The 17,818-nt window shown below is 67.4% G+C and carries 20 protein-coding genes and 1 pseudogene; 4 read left to right on the top strand and 17 right to left on the bottom strand.

The genetic code is table 11. The features are described from left to right. Nucleotides 1-119 precede the first annotated feature (119 nt). Nucleotides 120-791 carry an outer membrane protein gene (locus O9344_RS16085; protein WP_298479530.1) on the top strand — a complete coding sequence of 224 codons (672 nt, stop codon included), beginning with the start codon at nt 120-122 and terminating at the stop codon, nt 789-791. A 73-nt stretch (nt 792-864) separates the two neighbouring features. Here the strand turns inward: O9344_RS16085 and O9344_RS16080 are convergent, their stop codons facing one another. From O9344_RS16080 to O9344_RS16045, 8 genes are all read right to left on the bottom strand, one after another. Further along, the gene (locus O9344_RS16080) at nt 865-1,620 is read right to left on the bottom strand and encodes a sulfite exporter TauE/SafE family protein (RefSeq protein ID WP_298479527.1); all 756 of its coding nucleotides are present in this window, start codon (nt 1,618-1,620) and stop codon (nt 865-867) included. A gap of 115 nt (nt 1,621-1,735) precedes the next feature. After that, the gene (locus O9344_RS16075; RefSeq protein ID WP_298479524.1) at nt 1,736-2,620 is read right to left on the bottom strand and encodes a protein-glutamate O-methyltransferase CheR; all 885 of its coding nucleotides are present in this window, start codon (nt 2,618-2,620) and stop codon (nt 1,736-1,738) included. Further along, complete coding sequence (locus O9344_RS16070) at nt 2,617-3,807, bottom strand: chemotaxis response regulator protein-glutamate methylesterase (protein ID WP_298479521.1); 1,191 nt, start codon at nt 3,805-3,807, stop codon at nt 2,617-2,619. Before O9344_RS16070 ends, O9344_RS16075 begins: the two co-directional genes overlap by 4 nt. 53 nt (nt 3,808-3,860) lie before the next feature. Then, nucleotides 3,861-4,226 carry a response regulator gene (locus O9344_RS16065; RefSeq protein WP_108178309.1) on the bottom strand — a complete coding sequence of 122 codons (366 nt, stop codon included), beginning with the start codon at nt 4,224-4,226 and terminating at the stop codon, nt 3,861-3,863. A 28-nt stretch (nt 4,227-4,254) separates the two neighbouring features. Beyond that, complete coding sequence (locus O9344_RS16060; RefSeq protein WP_298479515.1) at nt 4,255-4,716, bottom strand: chemotaxis protein CheW; 462 nt, start codon at nt 4,714-4,716, stop codon at nt 4,255-4,257. Between the two features lie 24 nt (nt 4,717-4,740). Beyond that, nucleotides 4,741-7,455: a chemotaxis protein CheW gene (locus tag O9344_RS16055; RefSeq protein ID WP_298479514.1), complete on the bottom strand. Its 2,715-nt coding sequence runs from the start codon at nt 7,453-7,455 to the stop codon at nt 4,741-4,743. A gap of 185 nt (nt 7,456-7,640) precedes the next feature. Beyond that, on the bottom strand, nt 7,641-8,297 hold the full coding sequence (chpT, locus tag O9344_RS16050; protein WP_298479509.1) for a histidine phosphotransferase ChpT: 657 nt from the start codon (nt 8,295-8,297) through the stop codon (nt 7,641-7,643). Between the two features lie 102 nt (nt 8,298-8,399). Continuing rightward, complete coding sequence (locus O9344_RS16045; RefSeq protein ID WP_298479506.1) at nt 8,400-9,098, bottom strand: cell cycle transcriptional regulator TrcR; 699 nt, start codon at nt 9,096-9,098, stop codon at nt 8,400-8,402. Between the two features lie 323 nt (nt 9,099-9,421). Between O9344_RS16045 and rpsU the strand changes: the two genes are divergently transcribed. Together rpsU and O9344_RS16035 are read left to right on the top strand one after the other, a co-directional pair. Then, complete coding sequence (gene rpsU / locus O9344_RS16040) at nt 9,422-9,670, top strand: 30S ribosomal protein S21 (RefSeq protein ID WP_108178314.1); 249 nt, start codon at nt 9,422-9,424, stop codon at nt 9,668-9,670. A gap of 169 nt (nt 9,671-9,839) precedes the next feature. After that, on the top strand, nt 9,840-10,721 hold the full coding sequence (locus O9344_RS16035; protein WP_298479502.1) for a tetratricopeptide repeat protein: 882 nt from the start codon (nt 9,840-9,842) through the stop codon (nt 10,719-10,721). Between the two features lie 40 nt (nt 10,722-10,761). Here the strand turns inward: O9344_RS16035 and O9344_RS16030 are convergent, their stop codons facing one another. The 8 genes and pseudogenes from O9344_RS16030 to O9344_RS15995 all read right to left on the bottom strand — a co-directional run bounded on the left by O9344_RS16030 (nt 10,762) and on the right by O9344_RS15995 (nt 16,676). Further along, the gene (locus O9344_RS16030; RefSeq protein WP_298479499.1) at nt 10,762-11,241 is read right to left on the bottom strand and encodes a GNAT family N-acetyltransferase; all 480 of its coding nucleotides are present in this window, start codon (nt 11,239-11,241) and stop codon (nt 10,762-10,764) included. After that, nucleotides 11,238-11,525: a DUF3303 family protein gene (locus tag O9344_RS16025; protein ID WP_298479496.1), complete on the bottom strand. Its 288-nt coding sequence runs from the start codon at nt 11,523-11,525 to the stop codon at nt 11,238-11,240. Before O9344_RS16025 ends, O9344_RS16030 begins: the two co-directional genes overlap by 4 nt. An 83-nt stretch (nt 11,526-11,608) precedes the next feature. Continuing rightward, entirely contained in the window at nt 11,609-13,012 is a 1,404-nt protein-coding gene (locus tag O9344_RS16020; RefSeq protein WP_298479492.1) for an NAD(P)(+) transhydrogenase (Re/Si-specific) subunit beta, read from the bottom strand. A gap of 4 nt (nt 13,013-13,016) precedes the next feature. Then, the gene (locus tag O9344_RS16015) at nt 13,017-13,499 is read right to left on the bottom strand and encodes a proton-translocating transhydrogenase family protein (RefSeq protein ID WP_298479489.1); all 483 of its coding nucleotides are present in this window, start codon (nt 13,497-13,499) and stop codon (nt 13,017-13,019) included. 13 nt (nt 13,500-13,512) lie between these two features. Next, a complete protein-coding gene (locus O9344_RS16010) occupies nt 13,513-14,724 on the bottom strand; it encodes a Re/Si-specific NAD(P)(+) transhydrogenase subunit alpha (RefSeq protein WP_298479486.1) in 1,212 nt (403 codons plus the stop codon). Nucleotides 14,725-14,854: 130 nt separating this feature from the next. Beyond that, nucleotides 14,855-14,986, bottom strand: a pseudogene (locus O9344_RS16005) (aa3-type cytochrome c oxidase subunit IV); the annotation flags it as partial. A gap of 101 nt (nt 14,987-15,087) precedes the next feature. Next, complete coding sequence (locus O9344_RS16000; RefSeq protein ID WP_298479483.1) at nt 15,088-15,699, bottom strand: DUF1036 domain-containing protein; 612 nt, start codon at nt 15,697-15,699, stop codon at nt 15,088-15,090. Nucleotides 15,700-15,818: 119 nt separating this feature from the next. After that, entirely contained in the window at nt 15,819-16,676 is an 858-nt protein-coding gene (locus O9344_RS15995) for a DMT family transporter (RefSeq protein ID WP_298479480.1), read from the bottom strand. Between the two features lie 185 nt (nt 16,677-16,861). Here O9344_RS15995 and O9344_RS15990 point away from each other — a divergent pair, with 185 nt between their 5' ends. Next, the gene (locus O9344_RS15990; protein ID WP_298479477.1) at nt 16,862-17,107 is read left to right on the top strand and encodes a DUF2312 domain-containing protein; all 246 of its coding nucleotides are present in this window, start codon (nt 16,862-16,864) and stop codon (nt 17,105-17,107) included. Nucleotides 17,108-17,130: 23 nt separating this feature from the next. On the opposite strand, the gene O9344_RS15985 is transcribed toward O9344_RS15990, so the two are convergent. Next, the coding region (locus tag O9344_RS15985) for a DMT family transporter (RefSeq protein ID WP_298479474.1) at nt 17,131-17,818 on the bottom strand (688 nt) is incomplete at its 5' end.

The raw sequence follows: 17,818 nt of genomic DNA, 5'->3' as shown, positions 1-17,818 counted from the left end.
TCCCTCACCTCACCGTTTGGGTGTGGTCGCGGCGAGAGAGGGGGTCGCCCCGGCCACATCTGGAACGGTCGAGAGGTATCCGGCGGGTCCTCCCCCGGCCATTGGACAAGGAATTACACATGAAGAAATTTCTCCTCGCGAGCGCCGCTGTCGCCGCCCTCGCCACCGGCGCCCAGGCCGCCGATCTCGGCGCCCCGCGCGCCCCGGTCGCCGCCGCCGTGATGGCCCCGGCCTTCTCCTGGACCGGCTTCTATGTCGGCGCCTTCGCCGGCTACGGCTGGAACAACTTCAACGTCATCGGTCCCGGCACCGGCACCGGCAACGGCCCGCTCCTCGGTGGCACGATCGGCTACAACTACCAGATCAACCAGTTCGTCCTCGGCGCCGAGGCTGACCTGGCCTTCGCCGCGGTGACTGGCCGCGTGACCGCCGTTCCCGCCTTCTCGCTGCGCACCAACATGCTCGGCTCGGTCCGCGCCCGCGCCGGCTTCGCCGTCGATCGCGCCCTCTTCTACGTGACCGGCGGTCTCGGCATCCAGAACGCCGCTCTGGCGCAGAACGGCGTTGCTGTCGAGCGCTTCACCCGCACCGGCTGGACCCTCGGCGGCGGCGTCGAGTACGCCCTGACCCAGAACTGGACCGCGAAGATCGAGTACAACTACTACAACTTCGGCACCCGTGCGGCCGGCGCTGCGATCGGCCTGCCCGTCCGCAACGAGATCCACACCGTGAAGCTCGGCGTGAACTACCTCTTCTCGACCGGCCCGTCGGCCGTCGTCGCGCGCTACTGATCCGATCGGTCCTCACCGGACCATCGACGGAAAGGGCCGCCCTCGGGCGGCCTTTTTTCGTTGGGCAGTTGCATCACAGGAAGGCGCGGACGCCGCCGACGAGCAGCACGCAGCCGACGACGAAGGTCAGCACATAGATGATGCGGTAGAAGAGGTGCGCCGGCACCCGCCGCACCAGCCAGATGCCGCCCATATTCGCGATGATGGCGAGCGGGAAGAGTACGGCCGCCGTGGCGAGATTGCCGGGGTTGAGCGCGCCGAGCGCGAGGAACGGCGTCACTTTCACCAGGTTCACCGCCGCAAAGAACACCGCCGCCGTGCCGACGAAGACGTCGCGCGAGAGACCCCTCGGCATGGCGTACATGTTGAAGGGCGGCCCGCCGACATGGATGACGAAGCTGGTATAGCCCGATAGCGCGCCGAGCACGCTCGCCGACGTCCAGTCCTGCGGCCGCTTCTCGCCACCCGCCGAGGGCGGGCGAAGCCAGCGGTCGAGGCAGAAGCCGACCGCGATGATACCGACGATGAGGCGCACCGCGGGCTCGGAGACGTAGGACGCGAAGACATAGCCGGCGAGGATGCCGGCGAGCGCGCCGGGCGCCAGGTGCTTCAGCGTCGGCCAGTCCCAGGTCTTGCGATAGCTCCAGACGGTGACGACGTCCTGGACCATCAGCACCGGCAGCATGATGGCCGCCGCATGGATCGGCGAGATGGCGAGTGACAGGAGCGGCATGGACAGGATCGCCACACCGCCGAAGCCGCCCTTCGAGAGGCCATAGAGGATCACCGCCGGGACGGCGACGACGTAGAAGAAGGGATCGGTGATCATCGGATGCAGGGACCGCTGGCGTCGGGACGGCGTCCATCGTCCCTAGCATCGCCAACCCCACACAAGAAGGGCGCCTCGCGGGCGCCCTCTCATGCCAATTCAGGGGTGATCCGGCTCAGCCAGGACGCGACCCGGCGTAGGCGAAGAGCTTCGACGCAGCGGCGGCGCCGGGAGCGGCGACCGCGGGCTTGCCGCCCGGGACATAGAGGCCGCGCCGCTCGGTGACCGGCTTGAAGGCCTCCGTCAGGCCCACCACCGTTTCCGCGGCGCCGAGCAGCAGGTAGCCATCGGGCGCCAGCAGCTTCGCGCTGCGGTTCAGCACGTCGATCTTCGTCGGCTGGTCGAAATAGATCAGCACGTTGCGACAATAGATGATGTCGAACTGGCCGAGCGCCGAGAAGTCGTTCAGCAGGTTGAGCGTGCGATAGTGCACCATGGAGCGGATCTCCTGGGAGATCGTCCACTGATCGCCGTTCTGCTGGAAATATTTCAGCAGCATCTGGATCGGCAGGCCGCGCTGCACCTCGAACTGGGTGTAGACGCCGGCCTTGGCCCGCTCCAGCACCTCGCCGGACAGATCCGTGCCGATGATCTCGAAGCGCCAGCCGGCGACCGCCGCCCCCATCTCCTTGAGGATCATGGCGAGCGAATAGGGCTCCTGGCCGGTCGAGGCGGCGGCGCACCAGATGCGGATGTGCCGCTTGGTGGCGCGCGCCTTCATCAGCGCCGGGAGCATGTGCTCCTTGAAGTGGTCGAAGGGCGTCTTGTCACGGAAGAAGAAGCTCTCATTCGTCGTCATCGCTTCGGTGACGGCGGAGGCGAGCGGCTCCTGGCCGGGCATCTTGAGCTTTTGCACCAGCTCGGTGATCGACGCCATGCCGTTCTTGCGAACGATCGGCATGAGGCGGCTTTCGATCAGGTACTGCTTGTCATTTGACAGCACCAGGCCGGAACGGGTCTTCAGGAAGCCCCTGAGGAAATCATAGTCGAGAGGCGTCACGACCGGTCTCCGGAGAATACGCGCATGATCTTCGGGGCGATCTGGTCGATAGGCAGCACCGCGCAGGCATGGCCCGCCTGGGCCACCGCACCGGGCATGCCCCAGACGACGCTGGTGGCTTCGTCCTGGGCGATGACCGAGCCGCCGGCGGCGACGATGTCGCCGGCGCCGTGGGCACCGTCATGGCCCATGCCCGTCAGCACGCAGCCGAAGGTCTGGGCGCCCCAGGCCTGCGTGGCCGAGGTGAAGAGAGGATCGACGGCCGGCTTGCAGAAGTTGATCGGCGGGCCGTCCTCCAGATGGATGACGTTGGTGCCGCCGGTCTTGCGCACCACCATGTGCTTACCGCCGGGAGCGACATAGATGCGGCCCGCCTGGATCGGCTCGCCGTCGCGGCCCTCGGCCGCCGGGCGGCCCGCGGCCTTGGCGGCATGTTCGGCGAGGATCGTGGTGAAGGTCGGCGGCATGTGCTGGGTGATGAGCACCGGCACACGGTCGATGAAGGAGCCGAGGGCCTTCAGCACCGTCGTCAGGGCCTGCGGGCCGCCGGTGGAGGAACCGATCAACAGCACCTTCGGGATGGTCGTGCCCATCGGCCGGAGCTTGAAGCCGGTGTCGTTGAAGCCGACGGACTGGGGGGCGATGGAGGGCGAGGAGACCCGCGGCGCGGCGGCTGCTGCCGGGCTGCCGGCGGGGCTGGCGGCGCGGAAGGCGCGGCCGGAGATCTTGCGGCGGCGGCCCAGCGCACGGACCTTGTCGAGGATCTCGCGCTTGAAGGCCGGCGAGGTGGTGACGCCCGCATTGGTCTCGGGCTTCGGCACATAGTCGGCAGCGCCGAGCGAGAGGCACTTCAGCGAGATTTCGGCGTTGCGACGCGTCAGCGTCGAGGCCATCAGAACCATGACGTCGCGCTTGGCCTGGATGATCAACGGCAGCGCGGTGATGCCGTCCATGTCCGGCATCTCGATGTCGAGGATGACGACGTCGGGATTGACCTTGGCGATATCGGCAACGGCCTCGCGACCCGAGCGGTGCGAGGCCACCAGCTTCATGTCGGTTTCTTCGGAAATCCAGCGCCCGACCAGACCGCGCACGACGACAGCGTCGTCGACGACCATGACCTTGATCGGGTCGGTGGAACTGGGGGCCGGACCTGCCGAAGCCGCCTTGAAGGACGCGAGACTCATGACGCCGATACTCGGAACAAACGCGTGACGGGGCGGCTTCCTGCCGCGGCGGATCAGATCAGGCCGACTTCGGCGAACTTCGCTTCGACGATGTCCTTGTCGAAGGGCTTCATGATGTACTCGTTGGCACCGGCATGCATGGCGCGGGCGATGTGCGCCACGTCATTCTCGGTGGTGCAGAAGACCACCTTCGGAGCCTGGCCGCCGGGCAGCTTGCGCAGCTCGCGGAGGAACTCGTAGCCGTCCATGACCGGCATGTTCCAGTCGAGGAGGATGGCCGTCGGCATGGTCTCGTAGCAGAACTCGAGCGCCTTCTGGCCATCCTCGGCCTCTTCGATCTGGAAGCCGAGGCCTTCCAGGATGCGCCGGGCGACCTTGCGGATCACCGAGCTGTCGTCGACCACCAGACAGGTTTTCATCGCCTTCAGTCCTACGCGTTACTTGAACTTATGCGGCCATCTGCTCGCCACCCATGGCGAGCACGGAATCGACGTCGAGGATGACCATCAGCTGGCCGTCCAGGCGATGCACGCCGGCCGAAACACGGGACCAGCGGGGATCGAGGTTGATGGGATTCTGCTCGAAGCTGTCGTTGGAGAGCTTCAGCACCTCGCCGACCGAGTCGATCAGCAGGCCATAGCTCTCGCCGCGCGACTCGATGCCGACCGCCATGGCGGGCTTGGCGTCCTTGTCGCGGCCGAGGCCGAGGCGCACCCGCATGTCGATGGCGGTGACGATGCGGCCGCGCAGGTTCAGCACGCCGGCAATGTCGGGATGGGCGAGCGGCACGCGCGTCAGCCGATCCGGCATGAACACGTCCTGCACGCGCGAGATGGGCAGGCCGAAAAGCTGGCCTCCGATGAGGACCGTCACGTACTCGGTCACGTCGTCGCTGGTGGTCTGCTGCATGGAGTGATCCTCACGCAATTCGGCTTACGCCGCCTGGGCGAATTCGTTGGCGGTTTCCTTCAGGGCGGCGATGAGGCCCTGACGGTCGAATTTGGCGACATAATCGTGGAAGCCGGCGACGCGGGCGCGCTCGATGGCGGCCGGGTTGGTCAGCGACGACAGCGCGATCACCGGGGTCGAGGCGAAGCGCTTGTCGGCGCGCAGCGCCTCGGCGAACTCGAAGCCGTTCATCTCCGGCATCTCGATGTCCGAGACGACGACATCGAACTTGTTGTCGCCCGCCTTGAGGATCTCGAGGGCCTCGGAGCCGGCGGAGGCGGTGACCACCTCGTAGCCCGCGGCCTTCAGCACCGGCGTCAGCATGTTCCGGAAGAACGGCGAGTCGTCGATGAACAGCAGCTTGCGGGTCAGCGCCTCGATGCGCATTTCCTTGCGCTTGAACCAGTCCTCGAAGGCCAGCGGCAGGTAGTGGCCGATGTCGAGGATCTCCGTTGCCTGGCCCTTGATGACGGCCGAGCCGAGCATGCCGGGAACGTCGGCCGAGACCTCGATGTTCAGCGCGTCCTCGACGATGTCGACGATCTCATCGACCACGAGGCCCATGGAGCGGCCGGCATCGGAGAAGACCAGCAGCGGCTGGCTGCCCTCGCTCTTGAGCTGCATATGGCCGGAGACCGGCACCAGCGGCATAAGGGCGCCGCGATACTGGACGAGATGGCGGCCATGGGCCTGCTCGATCTTGTCCACCGCCACCTCTTCGAGGCGGGTGACAAGGGAGAGCGGCACGGCCTTCTGCTCGCGCGAGCCGGCGCGGAAGACCAGCATCGAGATGAGCTGGCGCTCGTTGCCGCGGCTGGCATTGGCCTCGGTCTCCGCGGCCTGGGCGGAGACGTCCGTGCCGATGGCGGAGGCGATGCCGTTCGGGTCGATGATCATGATCACCGAGCCATCGCCGAGGATGGTCGTGCCGGAGAACATGGTGATGTGGCGCAGCTTCGAGGACATCGGCTTCACGACGATTTCCTCGGTGTGGAAGACCTGATCAACGACGATGCCGAAGGTCTGGCTGCCGACCTGGGTGACCACGATGAAGCCGTTGGTCTCATCCAGCGGCTCGCCGCCGGCAATCCCCAGCAGCTGGCGCAGGTGAACGAGCGGCAGCAGCTTGTTGCGCAGCCGCAGGACCGGCGTGTCCTTGATCCGCTCGATGCGGTGCTCGGAGTTCTGCTGGGCCCGAACGAGCTCGATGACCGAGAGCTGCGGAATGGCGAAGCGGTCGCCGGCGCTCTCGACGATCAGCGCCGAGACGATGGCGAGCGTCAGCGGGATCTTGATGGTGACCGTGGCACCCTCACCCTGCACCGACTTCAGGTCGATCGTACCGCCGATCTGGTCGATGTTGGTGCGAACCACGTCCATGCCGACGCCGCGGCCGGAGACCGACGTGACGGCCGCCGCAGTCGAGAAGCCCGGCGCGAAGATAAACTTGTGGATCTGCGCTTCGGTCATCTTCTCGATCTCGGACTCGCTGGCGAGGCCCTGCTCGAGAATCTTCTTCTTGATGCGGTCGGTGTTGAGGCCGCGGCCGTCATCGGAGATGGCGATCACGATGTGGCCGCCCTCGTGATAGGCGGACAGCTTGATCGTGCCCTTCTCCGGCTTGCCGGCGAGGCGGCGCTGCTCCGGCGGCTCCAGGCCATGGTCGGCGGAGTTGCGGACCATGTGGGTCAGCGGATCCTTGATGAGATCGAGGACCTGGCGGTCGAGTTCCGTCTCGGCGCCGTGCATCTCGAGCTCGATCTGCTTGCCAAGTTCGTTGCCGAGGTCGCGGACGATGCGCGGCAGCTTCTGCCAGGCATTGCCGATCGGCTGCATGCGGGTCTTCATCACGCCGTCCTGGAGTTCGGCCGTGACGTTGGAGAGCCGCTGCAGCGGCACCTTGAACTCGGAATCCTCGTGGCGACGGACGATCTCGAGGAGCTGGTTGCGGGTCAGCACCAGCTCGGAGACCATGGTCATCAGCTGCTCGAGCGTGTCGACATTGACACGCAGGGTCTGCTGGCCTTTCACGCCGGTCTCGCCGGAATCGTCCTCGGCGACAGCGGCCTTGGCGGGACGCGCGGCGGGCTTCTTCACCTCAACCTTCTCGGCCTTGGCGGGGGTCACGGAGGGAGCGGCCACCTCGGGCAGCGCCGGGGGGGTCTCGGCCTCGGTCTCGCGGAAGGCGCGCTCCAGCTCGTCCAGCGACACCTCGCCCGGGCGAAGGGCGCGCTCGAGGGTTTGCTCGGCAACGGTGCCGGTCGCCTGCTTCGGCTCGGTCTTGGGCTCGGCCTTCGGCGCGGCGGCCTCGGCAGGCGCGGTCTCAGCGGCCATGGACATGTCCTCGAGCTGGCTGATCAGGTCGCCATCGTCGCCCTCCGGCTCGGAGCCGGCAGCCTCGAGATCGCCGAGGATCTCCTTCAGGCGGTCGATGGTGAAGAGGATGAGCGACACGCCGTCACCGGTGACCGGCGCGCCGTCGCGATACTTGCCCATCAGGGTCTCGGCGGCATGCGCCAGAGCCTCGAGGCGCGGCAGGCCGAGGAAGCCGCACGTGCCCTTGATGGTGTGGACGAGGCGGAAGATGTTGCCGAGGATCGCGGCGTTGTTGGGGTCCTGTTCGAAGCGGACCAGCTCGACGTCGACGACGTCCAGGCTCTCGTTGGTTTCGGTCAGGAATTCGCGCAGCAAGTCATCCATGTCGCCCAGCCCGGCCTTTTCAGCACACCGGCATACCGGTTCGACGGCATGCCACATGAGCCGGAGTGTCGGGCAAAAGGGTTAAGGCTTGTTGAAGCGCAAATCGGTTTCACAGCCGAAAAACGGGGTGAAATAAGGGTTGATTTACAGCAAGTTAAGCAGGCTTGAGAAACCCTGCCGCAACGTCATGCGGCGCTGATTTCGACCCGATCCTCGATCTTTTCGATCCGCACCGTCATACCGGCGGCACGCGCCAGAAGCCCGGCGTAATAGGGCTGGATCGCGTGAGCGTCGATGGTTCCCTGCTCGTTGCCGGGAATACCGGCCAGCAGCTCCACCGCATGCGGGGGAACACGGGCATTGAGCCCGGTGATGAGAATGTCGAACCCCGCCGTGTCGCCTTCGCCGGTCATCGTCACCTTGATGGTGCCGCCGCGCGGGATCGCCCCGGCAGCGAGCAGCATGAGATTCAGCAGCAGCTTGACCCGGTTCTTCGGCAGGAAGGCCGGGGGAATGTGCCAGTCGACCGTGGTGCGGTCGTCGTTGAGGAAGTTCGCGGCCACCTGGTGGGCGTCGCGCGTGTCGATGGCGGAGCCGGCCGAGCCCGCCGCGCCGAAGGCGATGCGGCAGAACTGCAGGCGGGCCGAGGCCGTCTTGGCGCTCTTGCGGATCAGATCGAGGGCGAGCTCGGTCGTCGCCTCGTCGGCGCCGTCCTCCATCAGCTCCAGGCCGTTGACGATGGCGCCGACCGGCGAGATCACGTCATGGCAGACGCGGCTGGCGACGAGCGCGGCGAGGTCGAGCCCGTCGAGCGAAACGGGGCTGCGGGGAGCATCGGCCATGGTCGGTCTCCGGGAGGCGAAACGAATCGGGCTCGCCTGCCTTTCGGCGGGCGAACCGGGTTACACCGTCGCATCGTCAGGGAAAAGAGCGCGGCGGCGCGCTCACTCGTCGTCGTCGTGGCGGAGCGACTTGAGGTTGGCGAAGACCTTCTCGGCGTCATAGCGCTCTTCGCGCTTGGGCGCCTGCTCGCGCTCGAAGGGATCGTACTTGGCCGGAGCCGAGGTGGTCTGGTCGGCCGGCAGCAGCGTCTGCTCGGGCGTGGTGTCCACCGGGCCGCGCTCCTTGGCGGCGCGATTGACCTCCATGTCGAGGTCGATCTGCGAGCACAGGCCGAGGGTCACCGGATCCATCGGGCTCAGCGTCTGCGAGTTCCAGTGGGTGCGGTCGCGGATGGCGGCGATCGTCGGCTTGGTGGTGCCGACGAGGCGCATGATGGCCGCGTCCTTCAGCTCGGGATGATTGCGCACCAGCCAGAGAATGGCGTTCGGGCGATCCTGGCGGCGCGACACCGGCGTGTAGCGCGGACCCTTGCGCGACTTCACCTCCGGCAGCTTCACCTTGGGCGGCGCGATCTTCAGCCGGTAGGTCGGATCCTTCTCGGCCTTGGCGATCTCCTCGCGGGTGAGCTGGCCGCTGATGACGGGATCGGCGCCCTTGATGCCCTGCGCCGCCTCGCCGTCGGCGATGGCCTTCACCTCGAGCGGATGCAGCGTGCAGAACGCCGCGATCTGGTCGAAGGACAGCGCGGTGTTGTCGACCAGCCAGACGGCGGTCGCCTTGGGCATGAGGAGCTGGGTCATGGCGGGCCTCTTCACAAGAGGATCGACAACGCGGCGGCGGCCTGTGAGAAGGGTAGACCCCTCCCCCGCCCCGGCCCGGAGGGCTGGGGCCGAGGCGACCGCCTCGTATCGATCAAAGGATCGGGAAATCACCTTCGATATAACGGCCTACCCGCCATGACGCAAACCTTGGCGTGAAAAATCGTGGCGAAGGCCACATCCCCATGGACAAAGGCGCTTGATTCTGCTACGCGCCACTCTCTCTTTGGGCATCCTCGCCACCCGGCAAACCGTGGTGCGAACCCTGCCCGATCTCGAAACAGATGACGTGAAGGATCATCGGCGTGCAGGTTCTCGTTCGCGACAACAATGTTGACCAGGCCCTCAAGGCGCTGAAGAAGAAGATGCAGCGTGAAGGCATCTTCCGCGAGATGAAGCTGCGCGGCCACTATGAGAAGCCGTCCGAGAAGAAGGCCCGCGAGAAGGCGGAGGCCGTGCGCCGCGCCCGCAAGCTGGCCCGCAAGCGCGCCCAGCGCGAGGGTCTGATCCCGGCCAAGCCGGTGAAGCCGCGGGCCGCTGCCGGCGCCCGCTGAGGCGCCCTCCTTCTCCTTCCGCCGCAATTTCGTCAGGCCCGCGATGCACGATCTTCGCGGGCCGATTCGTTTCCGGACCCTCGCCCCTCGGGATGGGGACGGGTCCAAGAAGCCGGGCCACGGGGGCTGACGGCGAATGACAGGGCGCAGGCAGATGGGGCTGAGGGACATGGCCGCACGGACAGACCGACTGACCGCGCCGCGCCTCCTGCTCCTGGCCGCGGCCATTGCCCTCGGCGGCTGCAGCGCCACCAGCGGCGTCACCTCCCCCGGCTCGACCACCGGCGGCGACGACGCCGAGTCGAGCTATATCGGCTCCACCACCAATCTCGCCTCCCTCGGCGAGGTGGTGCAGCGCAATCCCAACGATCCCCAGGCCTTCAACATGCGCGGCACCGTTCTCGCCCGCACCGGCCGCAACGCCGAGGCGCTGGCGGACTTCTCCCGCGCCATCCAGATCGATCCGAACTACGCCCAGGCGCTCGCCAACCGCGCCCTCGTGCATCGCCGCATGGGCCGGCTCGACCAGGCGCTGGCCGACTACAACCGTGCCATCACAGCCGACCAGAACTACGCGGCGGCCTATGTCGGCCGCGGCAACATCTATCGCGCCCAGAACCGCCAGGGCGAGGCCCTGTCGGATTATAACCGCGCCATCCAGATCAACGGCTCGGATGCGCAGGCCTATCACAACCGGGCTCTCGTCTGGGCGGCCCAGGGCAACCACCGCCAGGCGGTGGAGGACTTCACCACGGCCCTCGGCCTCGCCCCGAACAATGCCGAGCCCTATTACGGCCGCGGCCTCAGCTATCTCGCCCTCAACGATGCCAAGTCCGCCCTCGACGATTTCAACGAGGCGGTGCAGTTCGAACAGCGCAATGCCGACCTGTGGGTCGCCCGTGGCCAGGCGCTGGAGCGCACCGGCGACAATGAGCGGGCGCTCGGCTCCTACACCAAGGCGATCAGCATCGAGGAGAACAATCCCGGTGCACGCGAGGGCTTCAACCGCCTCGGCGGCCGCGCCGGCCAGACCTATCGCCTGTTCAACTGAGCAGGCGGAACAGGGTTTTGCCTGCGGGCGACCGCGTACCTCACTCCAGATCCTTCGCCAGCTCCACCACCGCCGGGCGGAAGCCGAAGCGCTCATAGGCCTTGCGCGCCACGTGGTTGCCGACGATCGCCCCGATCATCAGCCGGGAGACGCCATGGGCGCGGGCGAGCCGCTCGGCCTCCTCCAGGAGCGCGGTGCCGATCCCCTGCCCGCGGTGCCGCTCGTCCACCACGAGTTCGGACACCCAGGCGACCCGAGCAATCTCGGCCTTGAGATAGGGCTGCGGCTGCTCCAGCACGAAGCACATCATGGCGATGACCTCGTCGCCATCGGCCGCCACCACCACCGCCCCGCCATCCCGCGCGACCCTTGCGAGGTCGGCATCGAGACAGGTGGCCGCTGCCTTCACGTCCCGCGCCCGGTCGGCCGAGATGCCGTCCTCGAAGAGGTTGAGCTGGTGGACGAGATCGACAACCGCCGCGCGGTCGGCAGGCTCGTAGGCACGGATGACAAGGCTCATGGCTGTCGGTCCAGGTGCGGCGCAACGACGGCCCGCGTCTGGTCGCTGGACACCACCGGCACGATCTCGAAGGTCACGCCCGAGCCCCGCCAGGACAGCACCCATTCCTGCAGCAGCCGGGCGTCGTCGCACTCCATCAGCTGGAAGCAGCGGTCGAAATTCGGCTCGATCCAGCTGCCGACATAGGTGAGCCCCTCGGGGAGCGAACGGCCGGAATCACGGACCCGGCGATAGATCGGCACCGGATCACAGTTCGGGAAGCGTTCGATGACCATGAACAGCATGTCGTCCTCCTCAAAACGACGAGGCGGAGCCCATGGCCCCGCCCCTGCTTATCCGATGCGACGCTGTGGCCCCGAAAGGTGGCTCAGTGCGCCAGCGCCTTGACGATGCTCTCGACCATCTTCTTGGCGTCGGCGAGCAGCATCATGGTGTTGTCGCGGTAGAACACCTCGTTGTCGATGCCGGCATAGCCGACGCCGCCCATGCCGCGCTTCACGAAGAGGATGTTCCCCGCCTTCTCCACGTCGAGGACCGGCATGCCGTAGATCGGCGAGGTCTTGTCGGTCTTCGCCGCAGGGTTGGTGACGTCATTGGCGCCGATGACGAAGGCGACGTCGGCCTGTGCGAATTCCGAGTTGATATCCTCGAGCTCGAAGACCTCGTCATAGGGTACATTGGCTTCCGCCAGCAGCACGTTCATGTGCCCGGGCATGCGGCCCGCAACCGGATGGATGGCGTATTTCACCTCGACGCCCTCCTTCTTGAGGAGGTCGGCCATCTCGCGCAGCGCATGCTGGGCCTGGGCCACCGCCATGCCATAGCCCGGCACGATGATGACCTTCTGGGCGTTCTTCATGATGTAGGCCGCGTCCTCGGCGGAGCCCGCCTTGAAAGGCCGCGCCTCGGCGGAAGCGCCCGCCGCCGCATCCTCGCCGCCGAAGCCGCCAAGGATCACGGAGATGAAGGAGCGGTTCATCGCCTTGCACATGATGTAGGACAGGATCGCGCCCGAGGAGCCGACCAGCGCGCCGGTGATGATCAGCGCCGTGTTGCCGAGCGTGAAGCCGATGCCTGCCGCAGCCCAGCCCGAATAGGAGTTGAGCATCGACACGACGACCGGCATGTCCGCGCCGCCGATCGGGATGATCAGCGTCACGCCGATGACGAAGGAGAGGATGACGATCAGCCAGAAGGCGAGCGTGCTCTCCGTGCGCATGAAGATGATCAGCAGCAGCACGATGGCCGCGCCCAGCGCGATGTTGATGAGGTGGCGCTGCGGCAGCAGGATCGGCTTGCCGCTCATCCGCCCGTCGAGCTTCAGGAAGGCAATGACCGAGCCGGTGAAGGTAATGGCGCCGATGGCAACGCCAAGGCCCATCTCGAACAGCGACAGCGCCTTGATCGTGCCGCGGGTGCCGATGTCAAAGGCCGTCGGTGCATAGAGCGCCGCCGCCGCGACAAAGACCGCCGCGAGGCCGACGCCCGAGTGGAAGGCGGCAACCAGCTGCGGCATGGAGGTCATCGGGACCCGGCGGGCGATGACGGCACCGATGCCGCCGCCGATGCCAAGGCCGGCAAGCACGAGGATCCAGGCGCCGATCCCCGCGGGGCGGGCATAGGCCAGCGTGGTGAGCACGGCGATGGTCATGCCGATCATGCCCATCAGGTTGCCCTGACGCGACGTGGACGGACTGGACAGGCCGCGCAAGCTCAGGATGAACAGGACGCCTGCGACGAGGTAGAGGAGGGCTGCGAGGTTCGCTGACATCGGTTCAGCCCTTGTTCGCCGCTGGCTTGTCCTTGGCCTTGTACATCGCGAGCATGCGCTGCGTGACCAGGAAGCCGCCGAAGATGTTGATCGCCGCCAGGACCAGGGCGATGAAACCGAAGATGCGCGCCAGCAGCGTGCCGCTGTCCATGACCTGAACGCCGACGGCGAGCAGGGCACCGACGACGATGACCGAGGAGATGGCGTTGGTCACCGACATCAGCGGCGTGTGGAGGGCGGGGGTCACCGACCAGACCACGTAGTAGCCGACGAAGACGGCGAGCGCGAAAATGGTGAGCCGGAAGACGGTGGGGTCGATGGCCCCGCCGGTCGCGGAATGAACCGCGGCGCCGGCCACGGTCGCCACCTGGTCCGCCATGGCGGTGGCCTGGTCGGCGGCGAGGCGAGCCTGTTCGGCGGCGATGCGCGCGGCTTCAGCGGCGCTGCGGGCCCGTTCGAGGGCCTGGTCTGGCGTGAGCGTCGTCATGCGTTCCCTCGGATCAGGCCTTGGTGGACTTCTTCGGCGCGGCCTTGGGCTTGGCCGGTGCCTCGCTCGCGGCAGGCGCTTCCGCGGGCAGCGCGGCGGCGGCTTCGGCGAAGCTCGGATGCACGACGGCGCCGTCGCGGGTGAGAAGCGTCGCCTTCACGAGCTCGTCCTCCCACGGCACGACCACCGATTTCGTCGCCTTGTCGATCATGATCTCAAGGAAGGCGAAGAGGTTCTTGGCGTAAAGCGAGGAGGAAGTGGCAGCGAGGCGGCCGGGCACATTGGCGTGGCCGACAATCTTCACACCATTCGCCGTCACCACGACCTCGCCGGACTTGGCGCCCTCGACATTGCCGCCGCGCTCGACCGCGAGGTCGACAAGCACGGAGCCGGGCTTCATCGAGGCCACCATGGCAGCGGTAACGAGGCGCGGCGCGGCACGGCCGGGAATCAGCGCCGTGGTGATGACGATGTCCTGCTTGGCGATGTGCTCGGCGACGAGGGCGGCCTGCTTGGCCTGGTACTCCGCCGACATCGGCTTGGCGTAGCCGGCCGCGGTCTCGGCCTGCTTGAACTCCTCGTCCATCACCGCGACGAACTTGGCACCGAGGCTCTCCACCTGCTCCTTGGCGGCGGGACGCACATCGGTGGCGGTCACCACCGCACCGAGGCGGCGGGCGGTGGCGATGGCCTGGAGGCCGGCGACGCCGGCGCCCATCACGAAGATCTTGGCGGCCGGCACGGTGCCGGCGGCGGTCATCATCATCGGCAGGGCGCGGCCGAACTCGGACGAAGCGTCGATGACGGCGCGGTAGCCGGCAAGGTTCGCCTGGCTCGACAGCACGTCCATGACCTGGGCGCGGGTGATGCGCGGCATCAACTCCATGGCGAAGGCGGACACGCCGGCTTTCGCCATGGCGACGAGAGCCGCCTCATTGCCATAGGGATCCATGGTGGCGAGGACGACGGCGCCGGCCTTGTAGGCCTTGAGCTCGGCGGTCGAGGGACGACGCACCTTCAGCACCACGTCGGCGCCGGCCACGGCGTCCGCCGCGAGCGAGGCACCAGCGGCCTCGAAATCGGCATCGGTGATGCCTGCGGCGAGGCCTGCACCGGGCTCGACCACGAGGTCCGCACCGAGGCCCTTCAGGCGCTTCACCGTATCGGGAGTACCGGCGACGCGCGGTTCACCCGCCTCCGTCTCCCTGGGGATAGCGATCCGCATTGAATGCTCCTCCGCTCCACCCTGGACGGGCGCTGTCGAGGGGATTTTTGTCGCTTCGCAGACATCCCGCCGCCCCTCGACGGCGGGTGCCCGAGGTCCGTTAGGACCCGTCCTGTCAGAGCAGGAAGATCGCCATGAGGATCATCAGGATGACCAGGGAGATCGTGCCCCACTTGGTCATTCCGACGAAAAAGTCATAGGTGCGCTCGTGTTCGGCGTAGTCCATCGGAGCGGTGCCGTCGACGCGCGGTTCGGAGGCCATGGTTCAACTCCCTGCAAGCCAGCCCGGTATGGAATGACGCGTAGCGCAAGGCGGCAGGTCTTGCAACGCACTCAGGTCTTGCAACGCACTCGGCGGTCGCATCAGCGCGGCGCGGTGAAGGCCGGCACGCCGCCCTGAACAGCACCGGAGCCGGCCGACCCTGCGGGGGCGTTGGGCAAGGGCGTCGGCCGACCCGGAGTGGCGGCGGGCACAGCGTCGGGACGGCGCTGCGGCGTCGGCGGCTGTCCCGGCGAGGCCATGGGCGGCTGCGCCTGCGGCCGTTGGCCCTCATCGGTCAGTTGCACCGTCCACTGCCGCTGGTCCTGGGTGTCGACCTCGAAGAAGCCGAGGCGGTCATAGCCGCGGGCGAGGCACTGCTCGATGCCGCGGATGGTGAACTCCTTGTCGCGCGAGCACATGAAGGCCCGGCCCGACCACTCGCCGCCCTGATCGTAGTCGACGGCGTAGAGATAGTAGAAGCGCGCGACCAGCGGCCCTCGCAGGATGATCTCGCAGGAGCGCGGCGGGATGTTCCACCAGCCCTCGGTGGTCCAGCCCTCGCCATCCTTGTAGCCGATGGCGGCGCCGACGCGGCTACCGGTGGAATTGCAGAGCCTCAGGTCGGCACTGGCCGGCGTCGTTCCGGCGAGCCAGAAGCCGCCCGCGAGAAGCCCGAGAAGAAGCGCAAGTCCACGGAAAGGGGTGCGAGTCATCGGCGCCTTGTGGTCCACCTCTTTGGCTTTTCCTTGATACCGCAGAGCCTGTCAACGAAGCCCGCTCCCGCCCTTCCCGACCAGCGGAGAGAAAGCCGACGGGAGGGCGGCAAGGCGCTTCATCGCGGCCGCGCCACCCAGATGCCGAGCATGATCGAGGCCCCGCCGGCGACCTGGGTGAGGGTCAGCGCCTCGCCCAGCACTGCCCAGGCGAAAACGGCGGCGATCACCGCCTCGATGAAGATGACGAGGGAGGAGAAGACGGTGGGCAGCGTCCCGAGCGCCACCGACAGAAGCCCCTGCCCCGCCGCATGGGTCAGCATGCCCAGCGCCAGCACCGCGAGCCAGCCCTGCATCGTCTGCGGCAGGAGGCGCGGCTCCAGCGCCATGGCGATGACGAAGAGCACTGCCGCCGTCACGGCGCTGGACTGGAAGGTCAGCCGCGCTGCGCCATGGGTGGCGCGCCCGGCGCGCACCGCGTGGAAATAAAGGCCGAAGAACACGCCGGTGGCGAGGCCATAGGCGTCGCCGACGAGACGGCTGCGATCGACCTGCAGGCTGTCGCCGAGCAGCGCCGCGCCGCCCGCGAGGCACAGGGCGAGGCCAGCCACTGTCGATCCCGAGATGCGGTCGCGGAACCACAGCCAGGCCACCAGGATCACCCAGACCGGCGCCGTCGTGGCGAGGAAGGTGGAGTTGGCGATGGTCGTATTGAGGATGGACAGGTGCCAGAAGAACAGGTCGCCGGCGAAGAACAGGCCGGCGAGGCCGATGGCAAGCGTCGGGCCGGGACGGTCCGCTCGGCCGCGATCCTCGATCCGCATCCACAGGAACAGCACGGGCAGCGCCAGCAGCGCCCGCCAGAAGGCCGAGGCGAAGGGGCCGACATCGGCAAGGCGCACGAAGACCGGCGAGATGCCGAGCGCGATAGCGCCCGCGGCCAGTGCCAGATAGGCACCGGCGCGGGAGACAGGCACCGCGGCAGGCGCGGATGCGGGGGTTGGGGACGGGGACGGCGGTGCGGTCATGGGGCCTTGGCCAAGCGGGTCGCCGATCCATAGGCAGGGCCGGGCCTGTGGACAAGCGCTCCGCGGCTTGACCCGGCGGGCTGAATTCGCGAACCAGTGCGGCTCCCGTTCACCCACCCGATCCGGAGCAGGGCATGGCCGATACCCAGAGCGTCGCCGCCGATCAGCTGAAGTCCATCATCGAGCGCATCGAGCGGCTCGAGGAGGAGAAGAAGGCGCTGTCGGACGACATCAAGGACGTCTACGGCGAGGCCAAGGCCAACGGCTTCGACACCAAGGTGCTGCGCAAGATCATTTCGCTGCGCAAGCAGGACCGCGATGAGCGCATGGAGCAGGAGGCAATCCTCGAGCTCTACCTGCAGGCCCTCGGCATGGCCTGAGGCCCCGGCCTCTCCGACAGCGGTCAGCCCGGCTTCGGCCGGGCGGCCCACATGGCGATCCCCGCGGCGGCAATGACCGCGGCGAAGCCGGCATAGTCGGCAAGGCTTGGCCGTTCGCCGACCAGCACCATCGCTCCGATCACCCCGACCACCGGAATGGCGAAGGTGGTGAGCGATGCCGCCCCGACCGACACCCGGTTGAGCAGCGTGAACCACAGCCAGTAGGCCATCGCGGTCGCCCCGATCACGTGATAGGCGATGGCCCAGGCCACCCGCGGCGACAGCTGCGTCGGCAGGATCTCGCCGCTCACCGCGAAGCCGACCGCGGAAATGGCGGACGCGAGCAGCAGCTGGTAGCCGGTCATGGTCACCCGGTCCGCCTCGATCGGGTGCGACTTCTGGTAGACCGACCCCGCAGCCCAGCTCACCGCCGCGATCATCGGAAAGAGGATGCCGAGCGGATTGATGCCGCCGGTGAAGACCGGAGCGGCCAGCACGGCGATGCCCGTGAGACCCACCACCAGCGCCAGCAGCCGCAGCCGGTCGAGCCTCTCACCGAGGAAGATCCAGGCTAGAGCCGGAATCGTCCTGGCTGAATCGTTCGAGATTCCCAAATCGGTGACGATCTGATTCAAGCTTCCTGCTGGGCGGAGGCCAGCAGGGATGGCAGCTTCGCTTTCGTTTGATCTTCGTCGCAGGGTTTTGGCCGCG

Origin of the sequence: Phreatobacter sp., assembly GCF_027532945.1 — a bacterium.
GTDB lineage: Bacteria > Pseudomonadota > Alphaproteobacteria > Rhizobiales > Phreatobacteraceae > Phreatobacter.
The sequence above is the reverse complement of the archived record's forward strand: the minus strand, read 5'-3'. Positions and strand labels throughout refer to the sequence as shown.